26 protein-coding genes and 1 tRNA gene are annotated in these 26,535 nt (G+C 62.1%); 10 read left to right on the top strand and 17 right to left on the bottom strand.

Annotated elements, in window-relative coordinates; all coding sequences use genetic code 11:
* Positions 1 to 123 precede the first annotated feature (123 nt).
* Genes dxs through ANI01nite_RS12340 form a run of 5 tightly spaced genes read left to right on the top strand, consistent with a single transcriptional unit; the run spans position 124 to position 4,158 of the window.
* Positions 124 to 2,091: a 1-deoxy-D-xylulose-5-phosphate synthase gene (dxs, locus tag ANI01nite_RS12360; RefSeq protein ID WP_066144520.1), complete on the top strand. Its 1,968-nt coding sequence runs from the start codon at positions 124 to 126 to the stop codon at positions 2,089 to 2,091.
* A complete protein-coding gene (locus tag ANI01nite_RS12355) occupies positions 2,088 to 2,678 on the top strand; it encodes a DUF402 domain-containing protein (protein ID WP_141358331.1) in 591 nt (196 codons plus the stop codon). Before dxs ends, ANI01nite_RS12355 begins: the two co-directional genes overlap by 4 nt.
* Positions 2,679 to 2,733: 55 nt before the next feature.
* Positions 2,734 to 3,303 (top strand): hypothetical protein, encoded by a 570-nt coding sequence (locus ANI01nite_RS12350; RefSeq protein WP_038991854.1) that lies wholly within the window; start codon positions 2,734 to 2,736, stop codon positions 3,301 to 3,303.
* A 6-nt stretch (positions 3,304 to 3,309) separates the two neighbouring features.
* Positions 3,310 to 3,801, top strand: coding sequence for a GNAT family N-acetyltransferase (locus ANI01nite_RS12345; RefSeq protein WP_141358329.1), 492 nt, complete (start codon positions 3,310 to 3,312; stop codon positions 3,799 to 3,801).
* Between the two features lie 21 nt (positions 3,802 to 3,822).
* A complete protein-coding gene (locus ANI01nite_RS12340; protein WP_141358327.1) occupies positions 3,823 to 4,158 on the top strand; it encodes a hypothetical protein in 336 nt (111 codons plus the stop codon).
* On the opposite strand, the gene ANI01nite_RS16750 is transcribed toward ANI01nite_RS12340, so the two are convergent.
* Positions 4,155 to 4,424: a hypothetical protein gene (locus ANI01nite_RS16750; RefSeq protein ID WP_170214643.1), complete on the bottom strand. Its 270-nt coding sequence runs from the start codon at positions 4,422 to 4,424 to the stop codon at positions 4,155 to 4,157. The genes ANI01nite_RS12340 and ANI01nite_RS16750 overlap by 4 nt on opposite strands.
* A 173-nt stretch (positions 4,425 to 4,597) precedes the next feature.
* On the bottom strand, positions 4,598 to 6,025 hold the full coding sequence (argG, locus tag ANI01nite_RS12330) for an argininosuccinate synthase (protein ID WP_121866989.1): 1,428 nt from the start codon (positions 6,023 to 6,025) through the stop codon (positions 4,598 to 4,600).
* A 135-nt stretch (positions 6,026 to 6,160) separates the two neighbouring features.
* On the opposite strand from argG, the gene ANI01nite_RS12325 reads away from it, so the two are divergent.
* Complete coding sequence (locus ANI01nite_RS12325; RefSeq protein WP_121866988.1) at positions 6,161 to 7,135, top strand: aldo/keto reductase; 975 nt, start codon at positions 6,161 to 6,163, stop codon at positions 7,133 to 7,135.
* A 73-nt stretch (positions 7,136 to 7,208) separates the two neighbouring features.
* Here ANI01nite_RS12325 and ANI01nite_RS12320 read toward each other — a convergent pair whose 3' ends face one another.
* Positions 7,209 to 7,682: a Rieske (2Fe-2S) protein gene (locus ANI01nite_RS12320; protein ID WP_141358323.1), complete on the bottom strand. Its 474-nt coding sequence runs from the start codon at positions 7,680 to 7,682 to the stop codon at positions 7,209 to 7,211.
* Positions 7,683 to 8,679: 997 nt separating this feature from the next.
* Here ANI01nite_RS12320 and ANI01nite_RS12315 point away from each other — a divergent pair.
* Positions 8,680 to 10,371, top strand: a complete 1,692-nt coding sequence (locus ANI01nite_RS12315) for a sodium:solute symporter family protein (RefSeq protein WP_141358321.1) — start codon at positions 8,680 to 8,682, stop codon at positions 10,369 to 10,371.
* Positions 10,371 to 10,502: a putative transporter small subunit gene (locus tag ANI01nite_RS16900; RefSeq protein ID WP_038991847.1), complete on the top strand. Its 132-nt coding sequence runs from the start codon at positions 10,371 to 10,373 to the stop codon at positions 10,500 to 10,502. The genes ANI01nite_RS12315 and ANI01nite_RS16900 overlap by 1 nt, the downstream gene beginning before the upstream one ends.
* Positions 10,503 to 10,687: 185 nt before the next feature.
* Here ANI01nite_RS16900 and ANI01nite_RS12310 read toward each other — a convergent pair whose 3' ends face one another.
* From ANI01nite_RS12310 to msrB, 8 genes are all read right to left on the bottom strand, one after another.
* A complete protein-coding gene (locus ANI01nite_RS12310; RefSeq protein ID WP_141358319.1) occupies positions 10,688 to 12,811 on the bottom strand; it encodes a 3-hydroxyacyl-CoA dehydrogenase NAD-binding domain-containing protein in 2,124 nt (707 codons plus the stop codon).
* A 10-nt stretch (positions 12,812 to 12,821) separates the two neighbouring features.
* Complete coding sequence (locus tag ANI01nite_RS12305; protein WP_174787687.1) at positions 12,822 to 14,072, bottom strand: thiolase family protein; 1,251 nt, start codon at positions 14,070 to 14,072, stop codon at positions 12,822 to 12,824.
* Between the two features lie 159 nt (positions 14,073 to 14,231).
* Entirely contained in the window at positions 14,232 to 15,482 is a 1,251-nt protein-coding gene (locus ANI01nite_RS12300; RefSeq protein ID WP_038991842.1) for a ribonuclease D, read from the bottom strand.
* 46 nt (positions 15,483 to 15,528) lie between these two features.
* The gene (locus ANI01nite_RS12295) at positions 15,529 to 16,167 is read right to left on the bottom strand and encodes a DUF3000 domain-containing protein (RefSeq protein WP_038991840.1); all 639 of its coding nucleotides are present in this window, start codon (positions 16,165 to 16,167) and stop codon (positions 15,529 to 15,531) included.
* Positions 16,168 to 16,228: 61 nt separating this feature from the next.
* Positions 16,229 to 17,290 carry a threonine aldolase family protein gene (locus tag ANI01nite_RS12290; protein WP_141358317.1) on the bottom strand — a complete coding sequence of 354 codons (1,062 nt, stop codon included), beginning with the start codon at positions 17,288 to 17,290 and terminating at the stop codon, positions 16,229 to 16,231.
* Between the two features lie 81 nt (positions 17,291 to 17,371).
* Positions 17,372 to 18,076 carry an SDR family NAD(P)-dependent oxidoreductase gene (locus ANI01nite_RS12285; protein WP_233125264.1) on the bottom strand — a complete coding sequence of 235 codons (705 nt, stop codon included), beginning with the start codon at positions 18,074 to 18,076 and terminating at the stop codon, positions 17,372 to 17,374.
* A 22-nt stretch (positions 18,077 to 18,098) separates the two neighbouring features.
* Positions 18,099 to 19,484, bottom strand: coding sequence for a DUF6421 family protein (locus tag ANI01nite_RS12280; protein WP_038991835.1), 1,386 nt, complete (start codon positions 19,482 to 19,484; stop codon positions 18,099 to 18,101).
* Positions 19,485 to 19,634: 150 nt separating this feature from the next.
* Positions 19,635 to 20,078 (bottom strand): peptide-methionine (R)-S-oxide reductase MsrB, encoded by a 444-nt coding sequence (msrB, locus tag ANI01nite_RS12275; protein ID WP_038991834.1) that lies wholly within the window; start codon positions 20,076 to 20,078, stop codon positions 19,635 to 19,637.
* Between the two features lie 62 nt (positions 20,079 to 20,140).
* On the opposite strand from msrB, the gene ANI01nite_RS12270 reads away from it, so the two are divergent.
* Positions 20,141 to 21,364 (top strand): alpha/beta hydrolase, encoded by a 1,224-nt coding sequence (locus tag ANI01nite_RS12270; protein ID WP_141358315.1) that lies wholly within the window; start codon positions 20,141 to 20,143, stop codon positions 21,362 to 21,364.
* Between the two features lie 91 nt (positions 21,365 to 21,455).
* Here the strand turns inward: ANI01nite_RS12270 and ybaK are convergent, their stop codons facing one another.
* From ybaK to ANI01nite_RS12255, 3 genes are read right to left on the bottom strand one after another with little or no spacing between them, the layout of a single operon-like run.
* On the bottom strand, positions 21,456 to 21,959 hold the full coding sequence (ybaK, locus tag ANI01nite_RS12265) for a Cys-tRNA(Pro) deacylase (RefSeq protein ID WP_141358313.1): 504 nt from the start codon (positions 21,957 to 21,959) through the stop codon (positions 21,456 to 21,458).
* Positions 21,960 to 22,017: 58 nt separating this feature from the next.
* Positions 22,018 to 22,458, bottom strand: a complete 441-nt coding sequence (locus tag ANI01nite_RS12260; RefSeq protein WP_121866983.1) for a SufE family protein — start codon at positions 22,456 to 22,458, stop codon at positions 22,018 to 22,020.
* On the bottom strand, positions 22,455 to 23,369 hold the full coding sequence (locus ANI01nite_RS12255; RefSeq protein WP_141358311.1) for a sulfurtransferase: 915 nt from the start codon (positions 23,367 to 23,369) through the stop codon (positions 22,455 to 22,457). The genes ANI01nite_RS12260 and ANI01nite_RS12255 overlap by 4 nt, the downstream gene beginning before the upstream one ends.
* A gap of 215 nt (positions 23,370 to 23,584) precedes the next feature.
* Here ANI01nite_RS12255 and zapE point away from each other — a divergent pair, with 215 nt between their 5' ends.
* On the top strand, positions 23,585 to 24,625 hold the full coding sequence (gene zapE, locus ANI01nite_RS12250) for a cell division protein ZapE (RefSeq protein ID WP_141358309.1): 1,041 nt from the start codon (positions 23,585 to 23,587) through the stop codon (positions 24,623 to 24,625).
* Between the two features lie 24 nt (positions 24,626 to 24,649).
* Here zapE and ANI01nite_RS12245 read toward each other — a convergent pair whose 3' ends face one another.
* From ANI01nite_RS12245 to ANI01nite_RS12235, 3 genes are all read right to left on the bottom strand, one after another.
* Positions 24,650 to 25,837 (bottom strand): benzoate/H(+) symporter BenE family transporter, encoded by a 1,188-nt coding sequence (locus ANI01nite_RS12245; RefSeq protein ID WP_038991826.1) that lies wholly within the window; start codon positions 25,835 to 25,837, stop codon positions 24,650 to 24,652.
* 157 nt (positions 25,838 to 25,994) lie between these two features.
* Positions 25,995 to 26,204 (bottom strand): antitoxin, encoded by a 210-nt coding sequence (locus tag ANI01nite_RS12240; RefSeq protein ID WP_038991825.1) that lies wholly within the window; start codon positions 26,202 to 26,204, stop codon positions 25,995 to 25,997.
* A gap of 241 nt (positions 26,205 to 26,445) precedes the next feature.
* Positions 26,446 to 26,518, bottom strand: a tRNA-Gly gene (locus tag ANI01nite_RS12235).
* Positions 26,519 to 26,535 lie beyond the last annotated feature (17 nt).

The raw sequence follows: 26,535 nt of genomic DNA, 5'->3' as shown, positions 1-26,535 counted from the left end.
TGCCGGGAAATTAGCACCAGCAGGAACGTTGGCGGATAATGAAAGAAGCCTTGGACGCGGTAAACTGGGTATTTCGCATGGGCTTTCCAGCCTATCGTCGGCGAATTTGTGAAGGGGATGAACGTGTCTTTACTGAAGACCATCAAGAAACCAAGCGACCTGCGGGCGCTTACCCTTGAACAGCTCGGCGACTTGGCAGAGGAAATCCGCAGTTTCCTCATCGACAATGTCGCACGGACCGGCGGGCATCTGGGCCCGAACCTCGGCGTGATCGAACTGACCCTGGGCATCCACCGCGTCTTCGATTCCCCCACCGATTCCATCGTCTTCGACACGGGGCACCAGTCGTACGTGCACAAGCTGGTGACCGGACGCCAGAACTTCGAGACCCTGCGCCAGCAAGGCGGGCTGTCCGGCTACCCCGACCGCGGTGAATCGGAACACGACGTTGTCGAGTCCTCCCATGCCTCCTCTTCGTTGTCATGGATTGACGGCATTTCCCGCGCGAACAAGCTGATGAATCACAATGACCGCTACGCCGTGGCGCTGGTCGGCGATGGCGCCCTGACCGGCGGCATGGCCTGGGAAGCGGTCAACAACATCGCTGCCGACAAGGACCGCAAAGCGGTCATCGTGGTCAACGACAACGGCCGCTCCTACGCCCCGACCATCGGCGGCCTGGCCAACCAGCTTTCCGGCCTGCGCCAGCAGCTGGACAAGTTCCGCACCCACCCCGCGTACGAGAACGCCATGGACAAGCTCAAAGTCAAGCTCAAGGGCTCGGGTCCCATCGGCGACTTCACCTACAAGTCTCTGCATGCCACCAAGAAGGGCATCAAGGACTGGTGGGCTCCGCAGGGATTGTTCGAAGACCTTGGCCTGAAGTACATCGGCCCGATCGATGGGCACAACCAGCGTGCCGTAGAAGAGGCGCTGCAGCAGGCGAAGCAGTACGCCGGCCCGGTGCTGGTCCACGCCCTGACCGAGAAGGGCCATGGGTACGCCCCGGCCCGCGCCGATGAGGCTGACCAGTTCCACGCGGTTGGCGTAATCGATCCGGTCACCGGACTGCCAGTGTCCAAGCCCAGTGCGCAAAGCTGGACGAGCGTCTTCGGCGAGGAAATCGCCGCCGTGGCCAATGAGCGCGAGGACATCGTGGCGATCACCGGTGCTATGCTGCAGCCGGTGGGCCTGAAGCAGATGTCCCAGGAGCACCCCGACCGCGTGATCGACGTTGGCATCGCCGAACAGCACGCCATGACCACCGCGGCAGGCCTTGCCTTCGGCGGCCTGCATCCTGTCGTCTGCGTCTACGCGACCTTCTTGAACCGCGCCTTCGACCAGTTGCTGATGGACGTGGCCCTGCACAAGGCCGGAGTCACCATCGTGCTGGATCGTGCAGGAGTCACCGGCCCGGACGGTGCCAGCCACCATGGCATGTGGGATATGGCGCTGACCCAGATCGTGCCCAACCTGCACCTGGCCGCACCGCGCGATGCGGACCGCTTGCGCGAAGAACTGCGCGAAGCCCTGGATATCGACGATGCGCCGAGCGTCGTGCGGTTCTCCAAGGGCTCGGTGGGAGAGCCGGTGGAAGCCGTGGATCGCCTGCCTGATGGCGTGGACGTGCTGGCCCGGCTGGGGGACCGGTCGGCGCCGGATGTCCTGATCGTTTCGGTCGGTGCCATGAGCGAGCTGTCGCTGGATGTTGCCCAGCGCCTGAACAGCCAGGGTGTGTCGGTCACCGTCGTCGACCCGCGCTGGGTTCTGCCGATGCCGAAGTCGGTGATTTCCCTGGCTGCCCGCCACCGCATCGTGGTGTGCATTGAGGACGGCGTGCGTGCCGGAGGCGTCGGTTCGCGCCTGCGCACCGAGATGCGTGCCGCAGGGGTGGACACCGCGTTGAACGAAGTGGGCCTGCCTACGGAATTCCTGGCTCACGGCACCCGTGGAGAGGTGCTTGAACGCGTCGGATTGACCGCCAAGCAGGTAGCCCGCGATACGCTCGCACAGGTGCTCGGTACCAAGGTGCCTTTCGCCCGCCCGCTGCCTGGCCAGGACCTGCCCACCGGGCAGATCCCGAAGCTGTGAGCACCTTGAGAGGTTGCCCGGCAGATCTGCCCCGCAGCCCTGAGAACATCGGCTTCGGCGCGCTCGTTGTCGCGCGCGCGTGGAAGTTCGACGGGAGTCCGCACTGGGTTGTCCCGGGCTTCTACCTCGGGCAGGACGAATTCGGCCATTGGCTGCATCAGCCGGCCGGTTCCCTGGTCGCTCGTCCTGGCACCGCCCACCTGGCTGCCACCAACGCGTTGTGCCTGATCCCGCATCGTGGAGACTGGGTCGCCACGATGTATTCGGATGCCTCAGAGGATTTCGATGTCTACATTGACCTGTCCAGCAATGTCGGTTGGCTGCAGATGAAACGCGATGCGTGGGAAATCAACTCCATTGACCTGGATCTGGATGTTATCCGTTCCCGGAGCAAAGGCACATTCCTTGATGACGAGGACGAGTTCGCAGATCACGCGCTGTCGATGGGATATCCGCAAAAGCTCCAGGATTCAGTTCGCGATACCAGCGAGAAGCTCTTGGAATCCGTGGCGAAGAATTCGCCTCCGTTCAACCATGCACATCGGGAATCATGGTTAGCTAAAGTCGCGGACCTCGCGACAGCCTGAAGCTGTCCAAGAATTTCATACTTGAATGATTCACTGACCTGAAAAGGGAAAACCTATGGCGATTGTTCGCACCTACCGTTTGGATGAGAAGAACGTACTGCATTTCCGCGAGGCGTGGTTCCAGCAGTTCGAGAACGAAGAACTGGGCCAGTTCGTGATCAACCACGGCTCCGTTGGCCATATGTCGCAAACCAGCGATGTGCAGGACGTCGACAACGATCGCGCGGACGAGTTGTTCGCCGGCTTCATGGAAGCCTGCGCAGAAGCTGGCTACAAGGAAATCGAAGCGGAAGACCAGTCGTGGGTGATCGTCCAGTATGCGCTGAAGTCGGCCAACGGCACCGAGCGTGACCACTACCTTGAAAAGAAAGCCAAGGAAGCATTGACCGGCCACCTGGCCTGGCGCGGACTGGGCACCGTGGAATCCAGCGATTTCGGCAACCGCAAGCTGAACATCAGGGTACTCTCTCCAGCGCCAAAACTGGCAGTTGCGGCGATCAAGACGTGCATCCGCGAAGCGAAGCTGGACTTCACCAAGATGAGCATCGGCGTCGCACCCTACGCTGAAGTGAACAAGCTGAAGATGGCCCACCCAATGCCGTCAAAGCCCATGTCCATCGACTAGGCGCAGATGGGACTGGGCATTCCCGCGCCGCAACCGATGCGGGCAGTGGACCACCCGGCCATACGCAGACTGTCCCAAAGCTTGGGGCGCCACGCAGAACCTGAACTGTGGGGGAGCGGAGAGTGCCAGCTGGTCATCAAGAACCTGGATGGCCAACTGCTTGGCTGGTCCCGTGCCCATTGGTGGGAACCAGCTGATGCAACAGCTCCAGCTGGTTATTACCTGGCTGGGATCGAGGTTGCCCGCGGATGCCGGCACCGGGGAGTGGGTCGGAGCCTGACGGAAGCACGGCTGGACTGGATTGCCCAGCGCGCTTCGAGCGCATGGTGCGTGGTCAATGCGCAGAACGCCGCGTCATTGGCGCTCCACCGCTCCCTGGGCTTCGAGGAAGGGGCCCGGGCTGCGCAGCTGGGTACCGTGGTTTTCAGCGGCGGCAGCGGCGTGCTGCTGTCCAAGGATTTGGCGCCTTCGCGCAGTGCAGCGAAGGCGCAGGTTTGAACGAGCAGGATACAAGGAGAAATGATTCCACAAGAAGACCGGGACGAAACCCCTGGCGCTCAGCGTAAGGCGCCGCGGATGGGCGCAACCCGCACACCGCTGCACCTGGTGTTCCAGGCCTGCGTTGGCGTCATTATCGGCATCGGCATCACCTCGCTGTTCTCCGGGACCGGCCACGCGCAGCTGGCTCTGGCTGGCGTTATCGTGGTGATCGCAGCCTGGATCGTCGAGCAGGGTTTCCGCCTGCCAGCACCGAACACCACTTCCGGCGCCCGCATCCGGCTGGTGCTGCGTCTGGTCTCCCTGGTCGGCTTCACCATCGCGGTCAGCCCGCTGCTGCAGCTGATCGAGGCCTAGCCTTGGGGCGTCGGGCGCTCCAAGCTCCAGCGCACGTTGCGTCCGATGCTGTGGCCTGCTGCCCAGGTGCTGATCGGGTTCGCTGCCGGGATCGTGATGGCCAAGACGATGACGCTGCCCGAGGAGCAAATCGCGTTGATCGCCACCGTCATCACGCTGGCCACTTGGTGGACGGATGAAGCGGTGAAGCTGAGGGCCAAGGACACCCGTGTGGGAACTGTGGTGCACGGAATCCTCAGGTTCCTCCCGCTGGTCGGGTTCATCATGGCCCTGCACTCCCTGGCCGCGCTCAACGGCCTGGCCCCTCTAAGCCCCTGCCGCCCGGCTGCAAACCGGACAGTGCCCTGGCCTCCTGCACAAGAAAAAGCTCGGGCGGATCCTTCCGGTCAAGGAAGGACCCGCCCGAGCTTTTCAGCGCTTGGGGCGTGAGCCCGCGAGCTTAGTCGGTGCCTGCGTCGAAGGCAGCAGACTCGATAGCGCGGTCGGTAGCCAGATCGTCGCTGTCGACCTGGGTAGCGTTCACGATCGCGTCGGCTCCGCCGGCTTCCAGCGAGCCGACCAGCTTGGCGGTGGTGCCGCCGACCAGTCCCATGTTGGCGTACTGTTCCAAGCGGCCTCGGGAGTCGGCGATGTCCAGGTTGCGCATGGTCAGCTGTCCGATGCGGTCAACCGGGCCGAAGGCTGCATCTCCTACGCGCTCCATGGACAGCTTGTCCGGGTGGTAGCTCAGGTTCTCGCCCTCGGTGTTGAGGATGGTGTAGTCGTCGCCGCGGCGCAAGCGGATGGTCACGGTACCGGTGATGGCCGAGCCGACCCAGCGCTGCAGCGATTCGCGCAGCATCAGGGCCTGCGGGTCCAGCCAGCGGCCTTCGTACATCAGGCGGCCCAGGCGGCGGCCTTCGTTGTGGTAGCTGGCCACGGTGTCTTCGTTGTGGATCGCGTTGACCAGGCGTTCGTAGGCGATGTACAGCAGCGCCATTGCAGGTGCTTCGTAGATGCCGCGGGACTTGGCCTCGATGATGCGGTTCTCGATCTGGTCGCTCATGCCCAAGCCATGGCGGCCACCGATGATGTTTGCTTCGTTGACCAGGGCCACCGGATCGGTGAATTCCTTGCCATTGATGGCCACCGGGCGGCCGGCGACGAAGGAAATCGAAACGTCTTCGGTCTTGATCTCGACGCTTTCGTCCCAGTACTTCACGCCCATGATCGGCTCAACGGATTCGATGGAGCTGTCGAGCAGTTCCAGGGTCTTCGCCTCATGCGTCGCGCCCCAGATATTGGCGTCGGTCGAGTAGGCCTTTTCAGCCGAGTCGCGGTATGGGAAACCGTGTTCCTGCAGCCATTCGGACATTTCCTGGCGGCCGCCGAGTTCTGCAACGAAGTTCGGATCCAGCCATGGCTTGTAGATGCGCAGCTTCGGGTTGGCCATCAAGCCGTAGCGGTAGAAGCGCTCGATGTCGTTGCCCTTGTAGGTCGAACCGTCGCCCCAGACGTCCACGCCATCTTCGCGCATGGCGCGAACCAGCAGGGTGCCGGTGACGGCGCGGCCCAGCGGGGTGGTGTTGAAGTAGGTCTTGCCGCCGGTGCGGATGTGGAAAGCGCCGCAGGCGAGTGCTGCGAAGCCTTCTTCAACCAAGGCAGGCTTGCAATCAACCAGGCGGGAGTTCTCTGCACCGTACTCCAGCGCACGGCCAGGTACTGCATCGATATCTGGCTCGTCGTACTGGCCGAGGTCGCCAGTGTAGGTGTAAGGAATGGCGCCCTTGTCGCGCATCCAGGCTACTGCGACCGAGGTGTCGAGGCCACCGGAGAACGCGATACCGACGCGCTCGCCTACAGGGAGATTGGTAAGAACTTTAGACATGTTTCCATCCTAATGGATAAATATGCAATGCAGTGAATTGTGCCGTGAAATGTTGAGCACATGTACCTACCAGATAGCCTAGGGGTATAACGTCGCTCAGTGAAGCGGATGAGCAAACCAACAGATGAGGTGTCCATGGAATTCCGTCAGCTAGGCCGCAGCGGCCTGAGCGTTTCCGTCGTCGGGCTAGGCTGCAACAACCTTGGCCGCGCAGGTACTGCAACGGAATCCCAGGAAGGAACCGACGCAGTGATCAAGGCGGCCCTCGATGCGGGCATCACGCTCTTCGACGTCGCGGACATCTATGGCAAGGAACCGGGGCTTTCCGAAATCCGCCTCGGCAAGGCGCTGGGTCCTGCACGCAAGGACATCGTGCTGGCCACCAAGTTCGGCATGGATATGCAGGGCGTGAACGGACCGGACTTCAACGCACGAGGCTCGCGCCGCTATATTGTCAGAGCGGTCGAAGCGTCGCTCAAGCGACTGGGAACTGACTACATCGACCTGTACCAGTTCCATACGCCGGATGCGAAGACCCCTATTGAGGAAACCTTGCGGGCCCTGGATGATCTGGTGTCTAGCGGCAAGGTTCGCTATATCGGCCATTCGAACCGCTCCGGCTGGCAAATTGCCCAGGCGGAGTACGTCGCCCGTGAGTTGGGAACCGAACGCTTCATTTCGGCGCAGAACCACTACAACCTGATTGACCGCCGCGCGGAACTCGAAGTGCTGCCGGCTGCTCGTGAATTCGACCTGGGTGTTTTGCCCTATTTCCCGCTCGCGAACGGGCTGCTGACCGGCAAGTACTCCAAGGGGCATGCCCCGGAGGGCACCCGCCTGACGCATGCTCGCCAGCACCTGGTGGAAACCAGCGATTTCGAGCAGCTGGACCGGTTCAATGCCTTCGCTGCCGAACGGGATCTGACGCCGGTCGAATTGGCGTTCTCGTGGCTGGCCGGGCAGTCGCCTGTGGCCTCGGTGATTGCGGGCGCTACTCGTCCCGAGCAGATACGCGCCAACGCCGCTGCCGTTCGCTGGGTTCCGACGGAGACCGAGCGGGCCCAGATGGACGAGCTCTTCCCGGGTCCGGAAAAGGTTGCCTTGTTCTAGCGGCATCTGGGCCAAGCGCGAAGGGCTGAACCCTGTGGGGTTCAGCCCTTCGCGCTTGATTAGAGCTGGGAAACTACTCTGCGGCGGTGACGTAGGCGATGATGTCGTCGCCTTGAATTGCCGCAGCGTATCGTGGCAAGGCAGCGATAGCTGGACCATCGGTTACGGTTCCGTCAGCGGGTGCAAATCGTGAGCCGTGGCAGGCGCAGTAGAAATCTTCTTTGCTGGATTTAGGGGTTACCGCGCAACCCTGATGGGTGCAAACGTTCGAGTACGCCAATACGGTCTTCTCATCCTTGCGGAAAAGCAGAATGCCGACATCCTTTCCGGACGGATCCTTGGCCGGTGCCAAGGCGCGTGATCCAACGGGCAGATCCTTCGTCTTCATGAGCGCCTGTCCTTTGCCGGTTGGTTCCGGGATCGGCAATGCCTCGGGGGTGTCTGCTTCAGAATGTCCATCACCGCAGGCGGTCAGAAGAGCGGCGGAACCAAGTGCTGCCGAAGCGCACATGAATGTGCGGCGGGCTGGTCGGGCAATGTCAGTCATGATCCCATTCTGGCAGAGATCTCTGTGCTGGCGCTAAGTGCCGAACGCCCGTGCTTGGCGATCGCCGCGTTCGTGGAATGCAACCGGCAAAGGCGCTGTTCATTTGCCGTTCACCTATCCGGCTATCGAACCTTATGCATATTTATGCATCAGCGTCGAATTCACAGTGTGGGCCGTTGGGGGCCGGTCTCGTTGGATGCGGCTTGAGCCCTGTGTTCTGCCCATGGTTAGTAATCTAGGTGGGGTTTTACCTGCGCGTGGAGCTTCGTCGCAATGCCGCCTTGCAGTTGGGCTGGAAGTGGCCAAATCTAGATATTTTCCTGCTGAGGTTTTCCTGTTTTCGTGCGCGACGTTACGCGCGAATGAACGCCGTCCGGTAATTGATGCAGGAGATGGATTGATTTGAATGGCTTGGTTCACGCTTGGCGGGCTGGTCGGCTGGCTCACTGCCTGGCGGCTGATAGTTCGGATATCTTTACATTCATGCTAATATTTGGATAGCTAGTTGAAGCTAACATTTTCGGAGAGTGCTTTAACTGTTCACCTGTCAGGCATATTGATGCCGACCGAGATACTCCGCGCGGTGATCGCGTGTTGAGTTCCAGGTAGCAGTCCTCCGATGGAAAACAGGCTGTATTCGCCAATGCGAATGCCATGCCTGTACTGACCCGAAGCGCCGTTACGCGCAAGGCTGGATAGTCGCAAGCGAGATGCAGGCGAGCCAGGGGTCTGGATTCACGTTGTGAAGCCAAAACACCAGGTTCTGGAGTGAATCCAGAAGGTGGTGCTCCCCGTTACCAGGGATGAACGATACGAATGAGAAACGAACGAAACTTGAGTGTAGGGAAGTGATTCATGGGCCCAGGGGCTTGTGCGCGTCAGCTGAAATTTACCCCTTGCGATGACATCTCGCGGGAAGACGTGCAGGACAAGTCGCCGGTTGAGCAAATAGCTCCCGGCGCGGATCTCATCACTGTCTAAAAGAGGGAGGTGGCGCGTGGATAACGAAATCGTGCAATTCAGCGCCCTAACTGTTGTCTTGCTTTTGGTGATCTTCTACGGAGGAACCTTTTTAATTTCCACCCGGATCGGGAAAAAGAAGGAAAACGCCGACGATTACATGACGGCGGGAAATAAAATCGGATTCGGCATTTCTGCTGCGAGTATGACCGCGACGTGGATTTGGGCTTCGTCGATGTATGCCTCGGCCACGTCCGGCTACACCTACGGAATCTCCGGCCCCATCCACTACGGTCTCTGGGGTGCGTTGATGATTCTGTTCATCTACCCATTCGGCAAGCGGATCCGCAAGGTCGCGCCACGCGCGCACACCCTCGCCGAGGTCATGCACGCACGCCACGGCCGCTCCAGCCAGCTGATGCTGGCCGGATCCAATATTGTCGGTTCGGTCATCTCCCTGATGTCCAACTTCATTGCCGGCGGCGTATTGATCTCGATGCTCTCGCCCTTCAACTTCATCCAGGGCGTGCTGGCCGTCGCCAGTGGCGTTCTGCTCTACACCCTGTGGTCCGGGTTCCGTGCTTCGGTGCTGACCGACTTTCTCCAGGTCGTTGCGATGCTCGGCGCCGTGGCGATTATCGTGCCAGTCATCTTCTTTGCCGCAGGCTTCCCGGCCGCGTTCGAAACCGGCGCAAGCAACCTGACCCCGCAGCAGTCCAACTTCTTCTCTTCCGAAGCATTCCTGGGCCAGGGCGCACCGTATATTGCCGCGGTACTGGCCTACGCAATCGGCAACCAGACCATTGCCCAGCGTCTGTTCGCAGTGCGCGAGGACCTGATCAAGCCGACGTTCATCACCGCAACCGTCGGATACGGCGCGATGGTCATCGGCGTGGGCATGCTCGGTGTGCTGGCCCTGTACCTCGGATTCGAGCCATCCGGTGGCGACATGAACAACCTCATTCCTGAGATGGCAGCCAGCTACCTGCCCGGTGTTCTGCTGGCGCTGTTCTTCATCATGATTATTGGTGCGCTGTCCTCCACAGCCGACTCTGACTTGGCGGCACTGTCTTCGATCATGATGGCTGACGTATACGGGCAGAACGTCGCCGGCAAGGACAAGGCTGATCCGAAGAAGATGCTGCTCATTGGACGTGCGACCATGGTCGTTGCCACGGCCCTGGCAGTCGCTTTCGCGAGCATGCAGCTGAATATCCTGGACCTGCTGGTCTTCGTTGGTGCCCTTTGGGGCGCACTGGTATTCCCGGTTTTGGCCAGCTTCTACTGGAAGAAGGTCACGAACAAGGCCTTCACCGTCTCGGTACTGGTTGCCCTGGCGATCTTCATCCCGGTTCGCTTCGAACTGATCCCAATCAACGGCATCACCGGATTCCTGATCGAGTTGCTCGCGGTGATTGGCATCGGCGTGGTCCTGGCATTGATGAGCTTCGGCTTCTTCGGCCTGCGCGTCGCCAAGATTGTCGGAGTCGTGGCAATCCTGGGCAGCGCTCCGTTCGCCTTCGGTTTCCTCCGCGATTACACCACCTTGAGCGCGTCGCTGGTGGCCTACTCGGTCAGTACCATCGTCTGCTACCTCATGTCCTTCAGATCCAAGATGGAATTCGACTTCGATGTGATCGCGATACGCACCGGCGACTTCGACGTAGTTGAGGCGCAAGCCGAAACCGCAGAAGCCGGACGCGACGCACAGAGCCTGGGAGGCAAATAATGACGGCGTTTTTCTTGAGCCTGTATGTGCTGGTATGGCCAGCGATCGTAGCAGGAGTGCTGTTCTTCATCAGCAGGGGTTTCATCCAGGAATGGCTGGAAGCCCGTCGCAACGGCGAGGACATCATCTAGCTGCTAGCAGGCGCAGCTCCTCAGAACGCGCGAGCCCCGTACAGCGGATCCAGCTGTACGGGGTTCGCGCATCTTCAAGACAGCAAGGAGCCGAGACCAGCTTCCCGATGGGGAAGAGTCTCGGCTCCTTGCCTGGTTCCAGCGCCCAGGGAAAAGCGATGCAACCAAAAACGGCCGGTTGGGTACTAGCCGTTGAACTTCTTGCCGTTGACGCGTTCGGAGGCGCCAACCTGGTCAAGATACGGGGTAATGCCGCCCAGGTGCATCGGCCAGCCGGCACCGGTGATCATGCACAGGTCAACGTCGGCGGCTTCGGCAACGACGCCTTCATCCAGCAGCAGTCCGATTTCTTCGGCCAGCGCGTCCTGGACACGGGCCAGGATTTGTTCTCCGGTCGAGGGCTGATCGCCGAAGGACATCAGCTTTTCAGCTTCAGGGTTGAGCACCTGGTTGCCTGCCTCGTCCTTGACCCAGAGGGTCGTGATCTTTGCATCGATCAGCTTCTGCAGATTCCCCGAGATGGTGAAGCGATCGCCGAAAGCGGCGTTCAGCGACTCGTTGACGTGCTGCGCGACCGGCAGGCCCACCATGGCCAACAGGGTCAGCGGGGTCATCGGCAGGCCCATTGGGGCCAGTGCCGAGTCAGCTGTCTTCGCGTCGGTGCCCTCATCGAAAGCTGCCTGAACTTCGCTCATCAGGCGAAGCAGGACGCGGTTGACCACGAACGCGGCGGAATCCTTGGTTTTCACCGCGGTCTTCTTCAGCTTCTTGCCCAGCACGAACGCGGTGGACAGCGCGGAATCGCTGGTCCATTCGGTGGCGGCGATTTCCAGCAGCGGCATCACTGCGACCGGGTTGAAGAAGTGGAAGCCGACCAGGCGTTCTGGGTGCTCAAGGTCGCGCCCCATCTCGGTGACCGAGAGCGAGGAGGTGTTGGTCGCCAGGATGCACTCGGGGGAGACCACTGCCTCTACCTCTGCGAAAACCTGCTTCTTCACGCTCAGTTCTTCGAAGACTGCCTCGATGACGAAATCGGCATCGGCGAATGCCTCCTTGGTGACCGAGCCGGTAACCAGGGCCTTGGTGCGGTTCACCGCATCCTGGCTCATCCGGCCCTTGGCGTGCAGCTTGTCGATCTCGCCGTGGATGTAGGCCAGTCCCTTGTCCACCCGCGATTGATCCAGATCGGTGATCACCACCGGCACGTTCAGCCGGCGGACGAACAGCAGGGCCAGCTGGCTGGCCATCAGGCCGGCGCCGACGACGCCCACCTTGGTGACCGGGCGGGCGAGCTTGGGATCCGGTGCGCCGGCCGGACGCTTTCCGCGCTTCTGGACCAGGTCCAGAAAGGCGTACACGGTGTTCTGGAACTGCGGGGTGCGCATCAGCCCGGTCAATGCTTCGACCTCAAGGGCGGCCGACTCCTGCTGCGAGATGGCCAGGCCCCGGCGGAAGACCTCAAGCACCTTGTACGGCGCGGGGGCCGCACCGGAAAGCTTTGCGTCGACGAACTTCTCGGCGGCATCGGCCGCCTCAAGCCAGCGGCGGGCAACTTCGGGATCGCTGGGGTCAACGGCGTTGGGGCGCTTGACCTCGGTGGTTCCGGAGATGACGCCGTCAGCGAAGGCAATTGAATGCTCGATGAAGTCGGCCGATTCGAATAGGGCATCGGCAACGCCCATCTTCGCGGCGGCCGGACCGGAGAGCGTACGGTTGTTGTTCAGCGGGTTCTCGATCATGACCTTCAGCGCGTTCTCCGGGCCGACCAGGCGTGGCAGGCGGTAGACGCCGGCCCAACCCGGGATCAGGCCGAGGAAGCCTTCCGGCAAGCCCAGCGCGCCGGCGGTGGTGCTGACCGTGCGGTAGTTGCAGGCCAGTGCGATTTCCAGGCCGCCGCCGAGCGCCAGGCCGTTGATGAAGGCGAAGGTGGGGACGCCCAAATCGGCAAGCAGCTCATAGGTGTAATGGCCCAGCGAAGCCATGGCCGTGGCCTGGCTCGGTTCGCTCAGGCGGGTGACGGCCGACAGGTCGGCACCGGCGACCAGGAAGAATGGCTTGCCGGTGATCGCCAGTGCGTGGATCTCGCCGTTCTTCGCGCGTTCTGCCTGGACTTCAAGCGCAGCGCGCAATTCCAGCAGGCCGTTGGGCCCGAGCGTAGTCGGCTTCTTGTGGTCCAGCCCGTTGTCCAGGGTCAGCAGCGCCATGGTCTTGCCGCTGGGCAGTGCCACATCCTTCACGTAGGAGTGGGTGACGGTCTCGTCGTGCATCAGCTGCGCGACAGTCTGGAAATCTTTGCTCAATGCAGTCATTGTCTCTTCCTTATGCCTTGCTGCCGAAGTCCGCGTGGTTTGGATTTTCCCAGATCACTGTGCCGCCCATGCCCAGGCCGATGCACATCGTGGTGATGCCGTAGCGCACCGAGTGGTCCTCGGAGAACTGGCGGGCCAGCTGGGACATCAGGCGCACGCCGGAGGAGGCCAGCGGGTGGCCCACCGCGATGGCCCCGCCGTAGCGGTTCACCCGCTCATCGTCTTGGTCGATTCCGTAGTAGTCGAGGAAGGAGAGCACCTGGACGGCGAAGGCCTCGTTGATTTCGAACAGGCCGATGTCGTTGATGCCCAGGCCGGCCTTGGCCAGGGCTTTTTCGGTGGACGGAACCGGTCCGTAGCCCATCACATCCGGTTCCACGCCGGAGAAGGCGAAGGAGACCATGCGCATCTTCGGTTCCAAGCCCAGTTCGCGCACTGCGGCGCCACTGGCCAGCAGGGCGGCGGTGGCGCCGTCGTTCAGGCCGGCCGCGTTGCCTGCGGTCACGCGTCCATGGGCGCGGAATGGGGTGCGCAATTCGGCCAGCGATTCCATGGTGGTTCCCGGCCGCGGAGGCTCGTCAACCGTGTTCACGGCCCAGCCTTCGCCCGGGCGCTTGGCGGCCACGGGGATCAGGTCCGCCTGGATCTGCTGGTTCTCGTAGGCCTTGGCCAGCTTTGCCTGGGATGCGACGGCGTACCGGTCGGCGCGTTCCTTGGTGATCGCCGGGAAGCGGTCGTGCAGGTTCTCTGCGGTATTGCCCATGTTCAATGCCTGAGGGTCGACGATGCGCTCGGAGAGAAAACGCGGGTTCGGGTCGGCTCCGGCGCCCATGGGGTGGTTGCCCATGTGCTCCACGCCGCCGGCGACGACAACGTCGTAGGCGCCGAAGGCGATGCCGCCTGCGGTCGCGGTCACCGCTGTCATGGCCCCGGCACACATGCGGTCGATGGCGAAGCCGGGCACGGACTGGGGAATGCCGGAGAGCAGGCCGACGGTGCGGCCCAAGGTCAGGCCCTGGTCGCCGGTCTGCGTGGTTGCGGCGATGGAGATTTCGTCGATTTTCTCGGCGGGTACTTCAGGGTTGCGTTCCAGCAGGCCGCGTACCGCCTTGACGGCAAGGTCATCGGCGCGGGTACCGTGGTAGATTCCCTTGTCGCCGGCTTTGCCGAACGGGGTGCGTACCCCGTCGATGAAGACGACATCGCGGTCGTCGAGCGATGGGTGCGCGCTGTTGCGCACGGTCGAAGCGTTGGCAGTCACCGTCGGGCTCCTTGGGTTGGTTCATGCTGCCCGTGGAGTACAGGGCAGTGGCCAGCATCACTGTGACCTGAACCATACGTTACTCAGGAGTAACTTGAAGTGCAAGTTGCCGATCCCCGCGAATCGGTGAACCTTCGGCGAATTACTCTGCGGATCCGCTCAGGCCTGCTTCAATGCCGCGGCCAGCTTGTCCGAAAGCAGTTCACGCTGCCATTGGCGGGCACCGAGGTTTTCCAGCATGTCCGCCACACTGGCTTCGCTGATCCGCGCCGGTGCATTCCAGCACACCTCGCGCAGGTACTTGGGAGTCAGCAGATTCTCGCCGGGAATGTTCCACTGCTCGCTCACGTCATTGACCACTTGCTTGGCAGCTTCCAAGCGGTTCGCGGCATCAGGGTTCTTCTCGGCCCAGGAGCGGGGGTGCGGCAGACCGTTTTTGGGTGCCCGCAGATCGGGCAGGTCGCGGGTGCTGTTGCCGCGCTGGATGGCATCGACCCAGCGCGCGGCATCGCGCTTGGCATTGCGTGTGTGGAACCCCGGAATCTGCAAGAGCGCCGGAACGCTGGTGGCGCGCTGCTCCACAGCTGCCATGATGGCGCGATCCGGGATCAGCCGGCCTGGGGCCACGTCGCGGCTCTGGGCCAGGGATTCGCGCGAGATCCACAGTTCGCGGGCTACCGCGAGGTTGCGGCGGCTCTTGAGCTTATGGATGCCGGATAATTTCCGCCACGGCGTTTCTGCCGGGACAGGGTCGGGCAACGTGCGCTCATGCTCGAATTCCTGTCGGGCGAACTCCAGCTTGCCCTGCTCTTCGAGCACCTGGGCGATGGCCTGGCGCAGCTCTTCGAGGACTTCCACATCCAGCGCGGCGTAATTAAGCCACGATTCGGGTAGCGGGCGGGTGGACCAGTCGACGGCCGAATGCTCCTTGGCCAACTGCAGCCCGAGCAATTCGCCGACCATCGTGCCCAGGGAAACTCTGGGGAATCCTGCGAGGCGGCCAGCCATCTCGGTGTCGAACAGCGAGGTCGGTGACATGCCCAATTCATGCAGGCAGGGCAAATCCTGGGTGGCGGCATGCAGGATCCAGGGCTGCTGGTTGACGAACTCGCGCAGCGGCGCCAAGTCATCCAAGGTCTCCGGATCGATCAGCCATGTTCCTGAGCCGTCTCGGCGGATCTGCAGCAGGAAGGCGCGCTGGCCATAGCGGAACCCGCTGGCTCTTTCGGTATCCACGGCCAAGTCGCCGGTGCCCGCTTCCAAGGCACGTACTGCACGGCGCAACGCTGGTGCGGTGTCGATGACTTCGGGGATCCCGTCGCGCGGTGCGGCCAGCGGTGTCAGAACCGGCGCGGCAGCCTCTGCGGCGGGAGTGGATGATGCGGGAGCGGAAGAGTCAGAATTCGGCATGATGCTTCCATTCTAGGACTAATCGGCGCCACCGCAGCGATGATCGCTAGCTCAGGCGGCGGTGGGGCAGTTGCTGCACACCTTCGGGCAAGGGCGGCAGTCCGGCAAAAGTGCAGACCATATCTGCCCACGCGCTCAGGTGCGCGCCGAGATGATCCGAGTCCGGCGACCATGAAGCGCGCAGCTCGATATCGATGTGGTCTTGTTCCCCGGCTAGATTGCCGAAGGACTCGGAAATCACGCGGGTCGCGGTGCCGCCTGCTGAATGGTAGGCGGCGTCGCGCTCGCGCAGAGCTTCTTCGAGCCACGACCACGCGACCGAAGCCAGCATGGAATCCTGGCCCATTTCATGATCCAGCCGGGCGCGAATATAGGTGACGATGCGGAACTGGCCATTCCATAGTTCTTGGCCCGCCGGGTCGAAAAGGAGAATGAAGCGACCGGTGGCAAGCTGCTCGGCTGGTTGCAGGAACGGGGTGCGGCCGATTTCCTGGCCCTGGGGTCCGTGTCCGGGGGCAACCACATCCATCACATCGCCGCTGAGCGCCAGTGCGAAAGGAGCCAGCCTGCCGGGGGCCGGGATTTCGGTGAATTTCAGTTCCTTGCGCACCTTGGCATGCGACAACTCGTCAAGGGCCTTGGCAAAGGCCTTCGGAATGGCGGAAGCAGGGCGATCATTGGTCACAATTTGAGTCTAAGCGTGCCGTACCCGCGCATGGGTACGGCACGCCGACCGGGACTGCATGCTATGCGGCGGCGTAGGCGCCCATCAGCTCGCGCAGCTTCGCGATGAACGCGGCAACATCTTCCTCGGTGGTGTCGAAAGAGCACATCCAGCGCACCTGGCCGGCCGCGCGGTCCCAGTCGTAGAAGCGGAAGTGCTCGCGCAGCTGATCGCTGACTTCGGTAGGCAGCTGGGCGAAGACGCCGTTGGCCTGGGTGGGGTAGACCAGCTGGACGCCATCAATTTCCTCGACTGCCTGCGAGAGCTTGGCGGCCATGGCATTGGAATGGCTCGCCAATTCGCGCCACAGATCGGTGCCGTAGAGCTCGATCAGCTGGGCGGAGATGAAACGCATTTTGGAACCCAGCTGCATGTTCATCTTGCGCAGGTACTTCAGATCCTTGGCCAGCTCGCTGCGCAGGGTCAGGATGCCCTCGCCGAGCAGGATGCCGTTCTTGGTGCCTCCGAGCGAGACGATATCCACGCCGGCATCCGTGGTCAGCGCGCGCAGCGGAACGCCCAGGGACGCCGCGGCGTTGGACAGGCGCGAGCCATCCAGATGCACCTTCATGCCCAGCTTGTGCGCATGGTCGGTGATGGCCTTGATCTCCTCGGGCGTGTACAGCGTGCCCAGCTCGGTGGCCTGGGTGATCGACACGGCCAGCGGCTGCGCGCGGTGCTCGTCGCCCCAGCCCCATGCTTCTTGGTCGATCAGCGCCGGGGTGAGCTTGCCGTCCGGGGTATCCACCTGCAGCAGCTTGAAGCCGCCGATGCGCTCGGGCGCACCGTTCTCGTCCACATTGATATGCGCCGACGATGCGCAAATGACCGCGCCCCAGCGCGGCAGCAACGACTGCAGCGCGATGACGTTGGCACCGGTGCCGTTGAACACCGGGAAGATCTGGGCTTCGGGGCCAAAAGTATTGCGGGCGACGTTGCCCAGTTCCTCGGTGTACTGGTCTTCGCCGTAGGAAATCTGGTGGCCGCCATTGGCGCGGGCAATGGCATCCAGGATCCGCGGGTGCACGCCCGAGTAGTTATCCGAAGCGAATCCGCGAACCGAAGCGTCGTGGGTAAAAGTCATGCTGAGGTGGTCCTTAGTGGTTCAAGGGGTGAAGTGGTGTGCGATGCCAGGTCGCGCCTGGGTGCGTGTCCTGGCCAATCATCAGGCCTTGGGCAAGGCGATGCGGGCGCCATTGAACTCGCCGGCATCCTGCTCCAGCAGGTCCACGGCGGCCTGGGCGAGGAATTGCACCGGGGTATGCCCGGAAGGGGCTTCCTCAGGTGACTTGTCGCTCAATGCCTTGACGACCCAACTCACTGCGGCGGCGTTTTCGGCCTGCTTGGCGAACAGGCGGGCGATCGCATTGACCCAATGCTCCGCGGCGGCCTTGATGGCTCCGTAGTTGGCATTGGACGGGGTCGGGTTCAGCACCGCTTCGGCGCTCACGATGGCCAAGCGTCCTGCGGGGGAAGAGACCAGATCATCGACGAACGCGCGGGAAGTGTTGCGCAGGGTGGTCAGCACGCTGTGGTGCAGGAACTCCCAGTCCTCGTCACTTTGCCCGGTGATGGATTTGCCGCCGCGCCAGCCGCCGACCAGATGGATCAGCGCATCGATGCTGCCGTGCTCTTCATGGACCTGCAGCGCCAGTTGCTTGACCGCGGCGAAGTCGCCCAGATCGCATTCATAGCGTGCATGGACGAATGGCAGGCGCTCATCGAGCCGGTCTTGGTTGCTTCCTACCGCAAGCACCCGCGCTCCGGCATCAACCAGCGCGGTGGCGCTGGCAATGCCGGAGGCGGAAGTAGCGCCGGCAAGGAGCACTAATTTGGATGTCTCGTTCAAGGAGATGCTTTCTCTGCTCACATTTTCCAGCCTAGAGGAAAGGCTAGATTTTCGTTGCCCCGGTCATGCCCTTGGTCGATTCGATGACGGAGGCCATCTTCTTGTTCAGTGCTTCATAGAACATCGACAGCGGGAATTCGTCGTCCATGACCTGGTCCGTGATTTCGCGCAGCGGTGCGGTCAACGGCAGGGCCTCCGGGCCCTTGGCCCAGACCGAAGCGGGGTTCGGGGTGACGGTGGCAGAAACCAGTTCGTAGGCTGCAAGCCAGTGAGCCAGCTTCGGGCGGTCGATGGACTTCCAGTACAGTTCGTCGATCGCATCCCCCAAGGCTGCAACCACTTCGGGCACCTGATCCCAGTCAATGCTCAGCTTGGTGTCGGTCCAGTGCAGCACATGGTGCTGGTGCATCCAGGCGAACAGCAGCTGGCCGCCGAGGCCGTCGTAGTTGCGCACGCGCGAGCCGGTGATGGCGAAGCGGAAGATGCGGTCGAAGATCACCGCGTACTGCACGAGCTTGGCCATCTTGGCGCTTTTCTCATCCGAATCCGGATTCGCGGCGATCTTCATGCATTCGCGGAACGCGGTCAAATCGCAACGCAATTCTTCCAGCGAGTACAGGAAGAAGGGCATGCGCTGCTTGATCATGAACGGATCGAACGGCAGGTCGCCACGCATGTGGGTGCGGTCGTGGATCAGGTCCCACATGATGAAGGTTTCTTCGGTCAGGTGCTGGTCCTTGAGCAGCTCTGCTGCGTCCGCAGGCAACTCGAGGTTGGTGATGCGGCTGGCTTCCTGAAGGACCTTGCGGAAGCGCACTGCTTCACGATCCTGGAAGATTGCGCCCCAGGTGAATGACGGGGTCTCGCGGATCGCTACGGACTCCGGGAAGAGCACGGCGGAATTGGTGTTGTAGCCTTCGGTGAAGTCGATGAAGCGCAGCGGCACGAACAGCGCGTTGGTGTAGTCCTTGGCTTCCAGGTCGGCGATGAACTCGGGCCACATCACCTGCACCAGTACAGCTTCGAGGTGGCGGTTGGTCGAGCCGTTCTGCGTGTACATCGGGAAAAGCACCAGGTGCAGCAGGCCGTCGATGCGCTGGGTCTGCGGCTGGAACTGCATCAGCGAATCGAGGAAGTCGGGCACGCCGAAGCCGGCATCGGCCCACTGGCGCAGATCCGCGACCAGCTGCTCGAGGTATTCGGCATCGTGCTCGAAGTGCGGGCGCAGGGACTGCACCGACTCGATGATGGAATCAACGAGTTGGACGGCCTTCGGTGCGAAAGCGCTATCGGCCAAGGAACCGTCCTGAGCCTGCAGTCCCTGGAACTCGGTGGCGGCAGACTTCAGCTTCAGCCAAGCTTGCGAGTTTGCGATCTGTAGTACTTCTGCGTCGGTGGCCGGTACTGGCTTGGAGGAAATCTGAGTCATTTCATACACCTTCTTTTTCATGTTTGGGGCAGCGTTCAAGTGCTTACCTTGAACGCTACGCCCAAACAACAGAAAAGGTGATGCTAAGACCTTAGTGAATAAGCAACTCTTGCTCTAAATGTGATCCACGCCTTGCCACCGTCAAGGGCATTAGCCCTGGGCCGGGCGCAGGGTCAGGCTCAAGGAGTTCATGCAGTAACGCAAATCAGTCGGGGTCTTGAATCCTTCGCCCTCGAAAACGTGGCCCATGTGCGAATCGCAATTGGCGCAGCGCACCTCAACTCGCTTCATGCCCAGGGACTCATCGCTGATGTAGCGCACCCGGTCCTCGGCCAAAGGCGCGAAGAAGGAGGGCCAGCCGCAGCCGGCATCGAATTTCGTGGTGCTCGCGAACAGTTCCGAACCGCAGGCCCGGCAGGAATACACGCCCTCGGTCGTAGTATCCCAGTACTCGCCGGTGAAGGGGCGTTCGGTCCCGGCTTGGCGCAGTACATGGAATTCCTCGGGAGAGAGGATCTGCTGCCACTGCACATCGCTGCGCGCGGCCGCCTCATCTGGTGATGTTGCTGATTGGTTTACCGATTCATCGCTCATGCAATATAAAACGCTTGAGCAGGCTGGATGATTCCCGGGCCTGCTCATGGAAAGATGAAAACATGGCTCGGAACATCGTAGATACCTTGCAACCCCGCAGCGCAGTGCCGGCAACCCTGATTGGGGTTGGACTGGGACTGGGCGCCGGTTCCTTGGTTGCCGCCAGCGTCTCAGCGCTCGCCGGATACTTCGCCCGACGCGTAGTGACCCCGGAAGAACGCCGCACCGGCAACAGCATCATCCGTGAAGTTGTCACCGATGCCGAGGGCAAGCTCTGGCTGCATTTCACCAAGGATTCCGATACCAGCGAACCCGGGCCCTGCAGTTTCCTGACCGAATTCGATTCCTGCGCCCTGCGGCTTTCCGCGCCGGAACCGGTCCCGGGCAAACCCCGGCTGGTGGCGCGCAAGATCGAGAAGGTCTACCACGGCACCCTCCAAGGGGTGCGCCGCGGCAACCTGTCCGGTGCCATCTACGAGCATCCCTCCGACCTGGGCTTCGATGCCGAAGATGTCGTGGTGCCGTTGGAAGGGGGAGACGGGCCGGCCTGGCTGGTGCGCGGCTCCGCCAACGTGGACATCTGGGTAATTGGCGTGCACGGCCGTGGGGCCCGGCGCAATGAGACCATCCGTGCGCTGCCTGCCTTGGGCGAACTCGGGGTCACCACGTTGCTGATGAGCTACCGCAATGACGGCTTGGCTCCCGGCGCGCCGGATGGACGCTATGGTCTGGGTGATACCGAATGGCATGACGTGGAAGCGGGCATCCAATTCGCACTGGATAACGGAGCGAAGCGGATCATCCTGATGGGCTGGTCCATGGGCGGCGCCATCAGCCTGCAAACCGCCGATCGAAGCGAGCTCGCCCGCCATATCGATTCACTCATTCTGGTTGGCCCGGTCATCAATTGGGTCGATGTGCTTTCGCATCAGGCTCGGGCCAACAAGATCCCGCAATCCGTGGGCCTGTTCGGCCAGTGGCTGCTGTCCAACAAGGCGGGACGCTGGGTGACCGGACAAGCGGCGCCAGTCAATTTGCGCCGGCTGAATTGGGTGGAGCGTGCGGATGAATTGAAGCTGCCAACGCTGATCATGCACAGCCGTGATGACGAATTCGTGCCCAACGGCCCGAGCCTGAAGCTGGCGGCGCTGCGACCGGACCTGGTCACGCTCAAGACATTTTCCAAAGCCGGGCACACCCGGGAACCGAATGTGGATCCGCAGGGTTTCGCGCAGGCGATTACCGGTTTCCTGGGCAAGCGCATGGCATTGCTCGAAACCATTTAGCCGCAGATAGCCAAGGGTCCTGTCCGCGAGATGCGGACGATCAACGGATCGCCGGCGCGCAGGCAGGGCCCTTGGCTTGGCTAGCAAAACATCAGCTGGTGGCGATCGGCGCCCAAATGGCACCGGTCGCATTCGCTGCATCCTGCGGAGCGATCTCCAGGCTGAAACCGCGACGACCTCCGGAAATGAAGATCGTCTCGAACTGCTGGGCGCTGGAATCAATGACGGTATCGGTTTTCTGGCGCTGCCCGAACGGGGAAATCCCGCCCAGGACATAGCCGCTGCGCCGCTGCGCGGCAGCCTTGTCGGCCATTTGGGCTTTCTTCGTGCCCAACGCGATGCCGATCGCCTTCAGATCCAGCTTCGAATCCACGGGAACCACCGCCACGGCCAGGTCCTGGGTGGCGTTGGCTCCGGTGGAAACCATCAGGGTCTTGAAGACCCGGTCGCCGCTGGCTCCCAATTGCTCGGCCGCTTCGGCGCCGTAGCTTTCGGCCGAGTCGCTATGCGTGTAGCTGTGCGCCACATAGCTGATACCTGCGGCGTCCAGCGCGGCGGTCGCCGGGGTGGACGCGGCCTGCTTCTTCTTGCCCACGTGCCTGGGGATCCTTCTCTGTTGCTATTTGGTGCTGCGCGGCGCTTGGGATTCGCCCCTAGGCAGCCAGCTGCTCTGAAATCTGGCGCTTGATGCGGCCGAGCATGGCCGTCATGCCGCGCATGCGCAACGGCGACAGCGCACGGGTCAGACCCAGCTGCTGGGGCATGTCATCCGGGACTGCGAGAATCTCTGCTGCTTTGGCGCCATCCAGGCCCGCAGCCAGCACCGAAGCGAAGCCGCGGGTGGTGGGAGCTTCCGGTGGAGCGGAGAAGAACAGGCCTACCGGGTTATCGGCTTCGGCCGAGACCTCCACGACGAGGAACAGCGGGGACTGGCACTCGACGACCTGCTCGAAAAGCTCGGGATGATCAGCAAGGCGTGCCGGCAGCTCGGGCAGCTCGCGCGAATACTCCAGCAGCAGCTCCAAGCGGTCCGCCTCGGGAACCTCGGAGAATTCCTCGACGATCTCGTTCAATGCCTCGGGCAGCTGGCTCATGCGCGGGCTCCACGCTGTGCAGGCACTTCGCCGGCAGCTTCGCCGCGGACGATTGGCACACCCACCGCGTTGCCCCACTCCGTCCAGGAGCCGTCGTAGTTGCGCACGGTTTCGAAGCCGAGCAGGTGCTTGAGCACGAACCAGGTGTGGCTGGAGCGTTCGCCGATGCGGCAGTAGGCCACAACGTCATCGCCCGGCTTCAGGCCTGCGCCATCAAGGTAGATGGCTTCCAATTCCTCGCGCGAGCGGAAGGTGCCGTCCTCGGCCGCCGCCTTGGCCCAGGGCACCGATGCGGCGGTGGGGATATGCCCGCCGCGCAGGGCGCCCTCTTCCGGGTAATTCGGCATGTGGGTGCGTTCGCCGGTATATTCCTCGGGCGAACGCACGTCGATCAGCGGGTTGCCCAGGTGGTTCAGGACCTCCGTGAGGAACGCACGGATTTCCGAGTCGACACGCTCGATCACCGGGTATTCGGTGGCGGTGACGGCGGGCTTCTCGGTGCTCAGCTCGCGGCCTTCAGCGATCCACTTGTCGCGGCCGCCATCCATCAGGCGCACGTCTTCGTGGCCGAACAGGGTGAAGACCCACAGCGCGTAGGCTGCCCACCAGTTCGACTTGTCGCCGTAGATGACAACGGTCGAATCGCGGGTGATGCCCTTGGCGGCCATCAGCTTCGCGAATCCCTCGCCGTCGACGTAGTCGCGGGTGACCTCGTCGTTCAGCTCGGTGTGCCAGTCGATCTTCAGCGCACCTGGCACGTGGCCGGTGGAATACAGCAAGATGTCTTCATCCGATTCCAGTACTACGAGATTCTCGGCTCCGAGGTTGTCAGCCACCCATTGGGTGGAAACCAGGCGTTCAGGGTGAGCGTACGCTGCATACTTCTCGTTGGACTCGACGGGCAACGACATTCCTAATCACGATCCTTGCGGGTGTCAGTTTTTGCCACGCTGGACACAGCGGGCAACGGGCGTTGCTTCTAGCCTAGTCCCCATCTATGGCGAACACAGTGTGGGCTACGACATTTTCGGCAATGTATCGCCGCGTTCAAGGTAAACTGGCCGATGGGCAAGCCACGGCTTCCCGACCATTTCCTGAGCAATCAACTGAAGGACTCCCACAGCCAATGGCGACGATCACCCACCTGAGCGAGACCAAGCCGAATCTTTCAATCGAAGAACTGCTGGCCGGTTTCCACCCGTCCTACCGCTTTGGTGAAGTATCCTTCAATACCTATCGCCCGGACCCCAACCAGCCGTCGCAGGCCGAAGCGGTCACCAAGCTGAAGGCCTTCGCCGAGTCCGTGGGCAAGAACAACTCCGGTTCGTTCCTCTCCAAGCTGTTCGGGAAGAAGAAGGAAACCAAGAACGGCATCTACCTCGATGGCGGCTTCGGCGTGGGCAAGACCCACCTGCTCGCTTCGCTGTGGCATGCGGCTCCCGGCCGCAAGGCCTTCGGCACCTTCGTCGAGTACACCAACCTGGTCGGTGCGCTGTCCTTCCGCCAGACCGTTGAAGTGCTGAGCCAATACTCGCTGGTCTGCATCGATGAGTTCGAGCTGGACGATCCCGGGGACACCGTGCTGATGTCCCGCCTCATGCGCGAGCTGTCCGACGCCGGCGTGAAGCTGGCTGCCACCTCCAACACCCTGCCCGGCGCACTGGGCGAGGGCCGCTTCGCGGCAGTGGACTTCCAGCGCGAGATCAAGACCCTGTCCGAGCAGTTCGACGTGCACCGCGTCGAAGGCGAGGACTTCCGCCACCGAGGCCTGCCCGATGCCCCCGAGCCGCTGGAGGATGCGCAGATCGAAGCCTTCGCCCAGGACCGCTACCCGGACAAGACCCTGGCCGTTGACAACTTCGATGATCTGGTGGCCCACCTCTCGAAGGTGCACCCGTCGCGCTACCGCCAGCTGGTGGCGGAAACCGATGTGCTGGTCCTGCACAACGTGGACACCATCACCGACCAGGCCATCGCCCTGCGCTTCGTGGTTCTTGCCGACCGCCTGTACGACAAGGACGTGCCGATCGTGGCCTCGGGCAAGCCGTTCAGCGAGCTGTTCACCCCGGAAATGATGTCCGGCGGCTACCAGAAGAAGTACTTCCGTGCCGTTTCCCGCCTGACTGCCTTGGCCCGCGAGGGCCAGGTCGGGGAACCAGCCATCTAGGCTGGAAAAGCTGCTTTTGCCACTTCATCGTCGAGCGTTGCGCTCGACGATGAAGTGCGTTAAAAGCCCTGCGACCAAGGCCCAGAAAGCTCCGCCGATCCCGAAGAGCGTGAGATTTCCGGCGGCGACCAGCACCGTGGCCAGTGCACTCAGCCGCCACGCGCTATCGGCCATCGCCCCGAGCAGGGCATTGGCGAGCGTGGCCAGCAAAGCCAAGCCGGCCGCCGCCTGGAACAGTCCCTCGGGCGAGGCGCTGGCCACAGAGACGATCAGTGCGCTCAAGGCCCCGAAGACCAGGTAGAACACGCCTGAACTCGCCGCGGCCCGCCAACGCAGCCGGGGATCTGCCCCGGCTTGCTCCCCGGCAGCCAGAGCCGCGGTGATGGCCGCCAGGTTAATTGCATGTCCGCCGAAGAGCGCCCCGCCTGCCGAGCCCACGCCGGTCACCAGCATGGTGGATCGCCAAGGGGCCGTATACCCGAAGGAGCTGAGCACAGCCACTCCCGGGATGTTCTGCGACGCCATGGTCACCACGAACAGCGGAACGCTGATGCTGGCAATCGCCTGCCAGGAGAATTCGGGGCTGACCCACTGCAGCTGCGGCAACACCTCGATCGAATCCCACGCCTCGGTGCGGCCAATGTGCCAAAGGCCGAAACCCACTGCGGCCAGCATGCTCAGCGCGACGGCAAATTTTGGAAGAATCCGAAGCCCGATGAAGAACACCAGCAAAATTCCCAGCGCGGGAAACGGGATGCTGGCCACTGCAGTAAAGGGCTTCAGGCATAGCGGGATCAGGACTCCTGCAAGCATGCCTTGGGCAATCGGCACCGGAATCCGGGTGAGCAGCCGGTGCAAAGACGGCACCAACCCGGCCGACATGATGAGTATTCCGCCAACGATGAATGCCCCCACCGCCTGGTTGAACCCGAACTCCCCGGGCGCCAGCGCGGCGAGCATGGCCGCCCCGGGAGTGGACCAGGCAATGCTGATCGGCAGGCGATGGCGCCAGGACAGAGCAATGGTGCTCAATCCTACGGTGAGGGATAGGACGAGCAAGCCCGAGGCAGCTTGTTCGCGCGAGGCGCCTACCTGGAACAAACCGGCCAGAACGACTGCGAAGGATGCGACGAACCCCACCATCGTGGTAATCAATCCTGCAAGGACCGATTGGGAAAGGGCATTTCCAGTCGTGGGAGTTTGACGAGCCATACTCTTTTTCTACAGGGTGGCACCGGCCGGTCGAAAACCAGAGTGCATTAATTCCACGATATGACACTAAAGCGAAGGTTAAAGCAAAGAAGGTACCGACCTCAGTCGGTACCTTCCATGGATGCTCGGGCAAGCCGAGGGGAGTACTGCGAGGGGATTAGCCTTCGTTGTTCTCGCCTTCGCCTCCACCAAGGCCGTTCAGGTAGTCGTTAGCGCCGTCCTGGACGCCGTCTACCTGCTCTGCGAACTTGCCGCCGGTCTTATCATCGATAAAATCGCCAGCCTGCTCGATACCCTGGGATACCTGCTCTGGGTTCTCTTTAGCGAATTCCTCTGCCTTGCCACGCAGATCATCAAATCCTGCCATGCTGCACCTCCATTCGTCTGTGGGAACCCCTTCAGCTCCACAACTACTAACCACCCTAGATGCTCCTGCCAACGCGTGGAAGCATAAAACGAAAATTTCCCCCAGCTATCTAGATGTTTTGCTGGTGTCTGTCAGGCAGTGCACAGGTTTGCCGCTCACGCGGCATGCTGATGGTGGTGGCTGGAAAGGATGGGTAAAGCAAAGATGGGAATCACGAAAAGTGATTCCCATCTTTATCTTGAGCGGTCAACGAGGTTCGAACTCGCGACCTCAACCTTGGCAAGGTTGCGCTCTACCAGCTGAGCTATGACCGCATGTATTCAATTATTGG

This window comes from Glutamicibacter nicotianae (genome assembly GCF_006539525.1).
In the GTDB taxonomy this organism is placed as follows: domain Bacteria; phylum Actinomycetota; class Actinomycetes; order Actinomycetales; family Micrococcaceae; genus Glutamicibacter; species Glutamicibacter nicotianae.
This window is presented reverse-complemented; position numbering and strand designations above follow the sequence as displayed.